We start from the raw sequence: 6,768 nt of genomic DNA on the forward strand, positions 1-6,768 counted from the left end.
CCCCCACGCTCGACCTCACCGCGGGCTTTGAGCGTCTGCTCGCACCGTTTGCGCGCGTGGGGCTTCCGGCGCATGAGCTCGGCATGATCATGGGTATCGCGTTGCGCTTTATGCCGCAGTTCGCTACCGAGATGAAGCAGACGGCCGATGCGCAGGCGAGCCGCGGTGCGCGCGTGACGGGAGGCCCGCTCGGCGGCGTGCGTATGCTCGGCAGTGTGGCCATTCCGCTGTTCACGGGCGTGTTCCGTCATGCCGAGACGCTTTCGGCCGCCATGGATGCGCGTTGCTATCACGGCGAACAGGGACGCACGCGTCTGCATGCACTTACGTTTGGCCGCGGCGATGCGTTGGCGGCGGTGGTGACGGCGTTGCTGCTCATCTGCGTCATCGTCATCAACCTTCAACTTGTTTAGGCGCGATTCGAGCGCAAGAAAGGGGTCCCTATGACCGACAACGACCGCACGGCTCAGCTTGAGCTCGCCTGTTCGTATCTCAGGCGCATTCCGGCGTGGTATCTGGCCACGACCGATGTAGCCGACGGGCATCAGCCTCGCGTGAGGCCGTTTTCGTTTGCCATGGTCGATGACGGTAAACTGTGGTTTTGTACGTCGCGCGACAAAGATATGTGGGCGGAGCTGAGCGCGAATCCCAAGTTTGAGCTCTCGGGCTGGAAGCCGGGGGAATGTTGGATCGTATTGACCGGCGAAGCCGCACTTGAGGACGACGCAGTTGCGAGCGACAAGGTGCGTCAAGCGGGTTTTAAGCACATGGTGGGCATTGGCGAGGAACACGAGAGTGCCAACGACGGCCGCCTTGCTTTCTTTTCGGTCCGCAACATTGCCGCGCGCTTCTGTGATATCGACGGCAGCGAGGAGCGCCTGGAGCTCTAGCTCGCACAAACCGGGCTCCCAAACTAGCTAGTACAGGAGGAAACGTGGACGGATTGAATACGGTGTTGGAGTATCTGACGTCGGTGCCGGCATGGTATTTGGCGACGAGCGTTGACGGACAGCCTCATGTGCGTCCGTTTTCGTTTGCGCAGATCCAGGATGGCAAGCTGTGGTTTGTAACAGCGCGCACCAAAGATGTGTGGCAAGAGCTGCTGCAAAACCAGCGCTTTGAGGCCACGAGTTGGTGGCCGGGCCATGGCTGGCTCATCTTGCGCGGGCGTGCCGGCTTGGATGACCGGGCTTTAGACGAAATGCGCGAAGCCGGGTGGAAGCATCTAGAGCACCTGGGCGAGCACTATGAGGGGCCTAACGACCCCACGCTCGTCTTCTTTAGCGTCGAGGATCCCGAGGCTTTTATCTGCAATCACGACGAATGGGTGCCGGTCGAGCTCTAGCCAGCTGGCTCATCCTAACAACTTGGTTTTCGCATGGGCGGGCCCCGTATTGCCCGGCGCCGTTAGGAGCGCCGGTCAATACGGGGCCCGCTCCATTTGTCAATTCCTTCAAGCGAATGTGTCGGGAATGTTTCAATGCATGAATATGCAAGCCATTTACGTGTTCATGCATCTTTTGGTGCTAAAGTTTCAACCCACTTCATAACGACCGCTGCGAAATGCGCATCGGTGCATAAATCGCAGACAAGGAGTCTGATATGTCTTTGAAGGTTGGAATCGTCGGCGCGGCTGGATATGCCGGCGCCGAACTCATTCGCCTCATGCTTGGCCATCCCGAGTTTGAACTTGTTGCCATTACGTCCAACGCCGATGCCGGCCAGCCGCTGTCCGCGGTGTATCCGAGCTTTGCTGGCGTGAGCGATCTGGTTTTCACCACGCATGACGCCCCCGAGCTCAAGAGCTGCGATGCGGTTTTTCTTGCCGTGCCGCACACGGCTGCCATGGCACAGGTGCCCGCGCTGCTTGCCGCGGGCGTTTCCTGCTTTGATCTTTCGGCCGATTACCGTCTGAGCGACGCGTCCGTCTTTGAGGCATGGTATGCCGCTGAGCACACGAGCCCCGAGTTGCTCAAGACCCGCGCTTTTGGCCTGCCCGAGCTGTTCTGTCAGGACTTAGAGACTGCTGCTTCCAGCCATGCCGCCGGAAAGCCCGTGTTGGTCGCCTGCGCCGGCTGCTATCCCACCGCAACGAGCCTTGCAGCCGCTCCTGCCGTGCGTGCGGGCTGGGTGGCCGAGAGCGGTCCCGTGATCGTTGACGCTATCAGCGGCGTGACGGGTGCCGGCAAGTCCTGTAACGCCCGCACCCATTTTTGCAGCGCGGACGAGAACCTGGAAGCCTATGGCGTGGGCAAGCATCGTCATACGCCCGAGATCGAGCAGATACTCGGCCTAGCCGACCGCATCGTCTTCACCCCGCACTTGGCACCGCTCAAGCGCGGCCTGCTTTCCACGGTGACGATGCCGCTCGCGCCGCAGGCTCTCGACGCGCTGGTTCTTGAGGATGTCGTCGACCATTACAAGAAGTTTTACGCCGGTCGCACCTTTGTGCGCGTGCTCGATGCCGGCCAGCAGCCCAAGACGGCTTCGGTCGTCGGTACCAATGCCGCCCAGATTGGCCTTGCGCTCAACAAGCGTGCAGGCGTGCTGGTGGCGACGGGCGCCATCGACAATTTGTGCAAGGGTGCTGCGGGCCAGGCGGTCCAGTGCGCCAACATCGTTTTTGGCTTTGACGAGCGACGAGGCTTGCTCACAGTGGCGTGCCCGGTGTAGCACATTCGATTGTTAGCGATTTGGTAGTCGGGTATCGAGTTGGGCGCCACTTTTAAGCTGGTCTAGTAGTTGCGACCGGTATGGCGTGCCAGCCGATGCCCGCTTTTTTGTTTGATATAAGGAGTCGTAGGGACGATGAACACCGACCTGATTGATATCAAGATTCGCGCCGTCGAGGGCGGCGTTACGGCGGCTGCCGGCTTTAAGGCCGCAGGCATCCATGCGGGATTCCGGAAGAATCCCGAGCGCTTGGACTATGCGCTCGTCGTGCCTGATAAACCCTGTCCCGGCGCCGGCGTGTTTACGACCAACCGCTTTTGTGCGGCGCCCGTGCAGGTGAGCCGTGCCAACCTGGGCGGTGCGGACAAGGGCTATGGCATTATCGCCGGTGTTTCGGTCAACTCTGGCAATGCCAACGCCGCCACGGGTGAGACAGGCCTTGCATGCGCGCGCGAGACGTGCAGCATCGCATCGCAGGTCATCGGCTGCGAGCCCCAACAGATCCTGGTTGCCTCCACGGGTGTGATCGGGCAGATTCTGCCGATCGACACGTTTGAGACCGCCATTCCTGCTGCCTACGAGGCACTCTCCGCCCACGGTGGCGCCGATGCCGCTCGCGCCATCATGACGACCGACACGCACTCCAAGGAGTACGCCGTGTCCTACGTCAGTGAGGCCGCGGGTCATGCGGGCAATGTCTATACGGTAGGCGGAATGTGCAAGGGCTCGGGCATGATCATGCCCAACATGGCCACCATGATCGCAGTTATCACCACCGATGCCCACGTCGAGCCTGCGGCACTTCATGCCCTACTGCTCTCGACCGTCAAGCAGACCTTTAACAAGGTAACGGTCGATTCCGACACCTCGACCAACGACACCTGCATCATGCTTGCCTCCGGCGCCGCTGCCGCAGATGCCGAGCCTATCGTCGAGGGCTCCGATGCCTTCGACGAGTTGGCATTTGCCGTGCACGAGGTGTGCGAGAGCCTGGCGCGCAATATCGCCGCCGATGGTGAGGGCGCATCCAAGCTTGTTACGGTCAACGTTACCGGCGCCGTGAACGACGAGGAGGCCGATATCGCCGCCCGTGCCGTTGCCAACTCGCCGCTCGTCAAGACCTGCATCGCCGGCCACGACTGCAACTGGGGCCGTGTTGCTATGGCGCTTGGCAAGTGCGGCGTTAAGTTTAATCAGGAAGACGTTTCCATCGACATGATGGGCATGCCTGTCTGTCGCGACGGTCTGACTGTTCCCTTTGACGAGGACGAGGCTCTACGACGTTTCGAGGCGCCCGAGATCGTGATCTCGGCCGACCTGGGCGCAGGCGACGCGGCAACGACCGTGTGGACCTGCGACCTCACGCATGAATACATCTCCATCAACGGCGACTACCGTTCCTAGATTCCAGGCATGCTGCGCATCTTGCCGCGATTGCGGACGGCGGAGTACGGCGCGATAACGATACGAAAGACGAGGCAGATTATGAAATTCGCACGCGATTGTCGTTCGAGCGAATCCAACGAAGCAACCGCGCAGCTGCTGTTCGAAGCGCTGCCGTGGATTAAGAACCTGACCGGCAAGACGGTTGTTATCAAATATGGCGGAGCCGCCATGGTTGATGAGCAGCTGCGCCGCGACGTGATGAGCGACATCGTTTTGCTCAAGATCATCGGTATGCGTCCCGTCATCGTGCATGGCGGCGGCAAGGCTATCAACGAGGCGCTGAGCCATTACGATATTCCCGTCGAGTTTAAGAACGGCCAGCGCGTGACCACGCCGGCGACTATGGATATCGTGCGCGAGGTGCTGGGCGGCAAGGTCAACCAAGAGCTGGTTGCTGCCATCAACCACCACGGCAACCTGGCCGTGGGCGTGTCGGGCAGCGATGCCGGCACCCTTATCGCCGAGCCACTCGACCCAGAGCTCGGCCGCGTAGGCAAGGTCACGCACGTCAACACCGACTATATCGAGCGCCTGCTCGATAGCGAGTACATCCCCGTCATCGCTACCGTCGCGGCGGGGGAGGACGGCGGTTTCTTCAACATCAACGCCGACACCGCCGCCGGTGCCGTTGCCGCGGCGCTCCACGCGCATAAGGCAATCTTTTTGACCGACGTCGATGGCCTGTACAAGGACTTTAGCGACAAGGACTCGCTTATCTCCAACCTAACGCTCGACGAGGTCAACGAAATGCTCTACGGCGGCGAGGTCGATAAGGGCATGATTCCCAAGCTGCGCGCGGCCGTCGATGCGCTTACCGGCGGCGTATTTCGTGCCCACATCATTAACGGTACTACGCCGCATTCGCTGCTCCTGGAGCTGCTGACCGATGCCGGCGTCGGCACCGTGATCCATTCCACCGAGACGGCTTACGAGTTCGATACGCATCCGCATCCGCTTTCGACGTTTGCTGCGCGTCTGACCGAGAACCTTGACGAGGTCGAGAAGCTTCAGACGGTCTAGCTGACCCGCAGCCGCCCCATTCCTGCACCCATAGCCCCGCGCCGTCTGGCGCCCAACGAAAGGCATCCCATGTCACTTGCAGCTCAGCAATCGCTTGAATCCCATTACGTTATGCATACCTTTGGCCGCTCTCCGGTCGAGTTTGTCGAGGGTCACGGCATGAAGCTCACCGGCGACGATGGCCGTGAGTACCTCGACTTTCTTGCCGGCATCGGCGTGTGCAGCCTAGGTCATGGCGACCCGGCTGTGCTCTCGGCGCTCGAGGCACAGACCAAAAAGCTCATGCATGTCTCCAATTACTTCTACATTGAGCAGCGCGGACAGGTCGCGGCGCTGCTGTCCAAGCTTGCTAACGACGACGTAGATGGTGCGCGCGTGCTTGCCGATGCCATTGCCGCCGGCGATGAGACCACGGCAGCTGCTCTTGGTGCCCCGGCTGCGGATGAGCAGGTTTGGGAGACCTTCTTTGCCAACTCTGGCGCCGAGGCCAACGAGGGCTCGATGAAGCTCGCGCGCCTGTACGCCAAGCGTGCCGGTAATGGCGGCAACACCATCGTGTGCATGCGCGGCGGCTTCCACGGCCGTACGCTCGAGACCATTGCCGCCACCATGCAGGATTGGCTGCAGGACAGCTTCCGCCCGCTGCCGGGTGGCTTTGTGGCCTGCACGCCCAACGATGTGGATGAGCTGCGTGCGATCTTTAAGCAGCTGGGGAGCGAAATTTGTGCCGTGATGCTCGAGCCGATCCAGGGTGAGAGCGGTGTGCATCCCATGACCGAGGAGTTTATGGCTACGGCGCGCGACCTGGCACACGAAGTGGGCGCCGTGCTTATCGCCGACGAGGTCCAGTGCGGCATCTTCCGCTCCGGCAAGCCGTTTGCGTTCCAGACCTATGGCGTGGAGCCCGACATCATGAGCCTTGCCAAGGGCATTGCTGATGGCGTGCCCATGGGTGCCGTCGTGGCGAAGAAGGAGATTGCCGACGTGTTTAAGCCGGGCGACCACGGCTCGACCTTTGGCGGTAGCTGCTTGGCCATCGCGGCGTGTGCCGCGACGCTCTCCGCGCTTGTGCGTGGCGATTATGCCGAGCATGCTGCCAAGGTGGGTGCCTATATGGAGGCAAAGCTCGCCAAGCTGCCGCACGTGACCGAGGTACGTGGTCGCGGCTTGATGCTCGGCTGTGATTTGGATGATGCCGCGGGCGACGCGCATGGTGTTGTTGCCCGCGCGCTGGCCGCCGGTGCCGTGATCAACGCTACGGGTGCGCATACGCTGCGTTTCCTGCCGCCACTCGTCTGCGAGGAAGCCGACGTGGACAGTCTGATCGAGATCCTGTCGGGTGTTTTGGGCTAACGCGGCGCAATAACTCAATTTGGACCGAGTTCCGGACTGCGGACGTGCCCTATGCGGCATGATTCAGCGGTCTGGAGCCCGTTTTGCCTTAGATTTGCTAAGGCAGGGAGACCTGCTGGTCAAAAAACATCAAATATGAGTACTGTTACCGATTTGGTAGCAGCAATTTTGGACTAATAAGGCCAGATGGCAAGCGAAATGGTAGCGCGCAGAGATGTGGTGTAAGAGGCGGGGCATGCCCCGCCTCTTCTCTTTCTTGAAAGGGAGGGGACACCG

At 60.9% G+C, this 6,768-nt stretch carries 7 protein-coding genes; all 7 read left to right on the forward strand.

The features are described from left to right. Positions 1–413: energy-coupling factor transporter transmembrane component T (locus ABHR75_RS09480; RefSeq protein WP_346964194.1), on the forward strand; the 413-nt coding region annotated here is incomplete at its 5' end. 30 nt (positions 414–443) lie between these two features. Further along, on the forward strand, positions 444–890 hold the full coding sequence (locus ABHR75_RS09485) for a pyridoxamine 5'-phosphate oxidase family protein (RefSeq protein ID WP_117745768.1): 447 nt from the start codon (positions 444–446) through the stop codon (positions 888–890). Between the two features lie 44 nt (positions 891–934). Then, entirely contained in the window at positions 935–1,345 is a 411-nt protein-coding gene (locus tag ABHR75_RS09490) for a pyridoxamine 5'-phosphate oxidase family protein (RefSeq protein ID WP_117745769.1), read from the forward strand. Positions 1,346–1,602: 257 nt separating this feature from the next. Then, positions 1,603–2,673, forward strand: coding sequence for an N-acetyl-gamma-glutamyl-phosphate reductase (gene argC, locus ABHR75_RS09495; protein WP_117745770.1), 1,071 nt, complete (start codon positions 1,603–1,605; stop codon positions 2,671–2,673). Between the two features lie 135 nt (positions 2,674–2,808). After that, on the forward strand, positions 2,809–4,077 hold the full coding sequence (gene argJ, locus ABHR75_RS09500; protein WP_238057503.1) for a bifunctional glutamate N-acetyltransferase/amino-acid acetyltransferase ArgJ: 1,269 nt from the start codon (positions 2,809–2,811) through the stop codon (positions 4,075–4,077). 81 nt (positions 4,078–4,158) lie between these two features. Continuing rightward, entirely contained in the window at positions 4,159–5,139 is a 981-nt protein-coding gene (argB, locus tag ABHR75_RS09505) for an acetylglutamate kinase (RefSeq protein ID WP_055252306.1), read from the forward strand. 69 nt (positions 5,140–5,208) lie between these two features. After that, the gene (locus ABHR75_RS09510; protein ID WP_117745772.1) at positions 5,209–6,492 is read left to right on the forward strand and encodes an aminotransferase class III-fold pyridoxal phosphate-dependent enzyme; all 1,284 of its coding nucleotides are present in this window, start codon (positions 5,209–5,211) and stop codon (positions 6,490–6,492) included. The last annotated feature ends 276 nt before the right edge of the window (positions 6,493–6,768 follow it).

It is taken from the genome of Collinsella aerofaciens (assembly GCF_039752955.1).
GTDB classification, from domain to species: Bacteria; Actinomycetota; Coriobacteriia; order Coriobacteriales; family Coriobacteriaceae; genus Collinsella; species Collinsella aerofaciens_BI.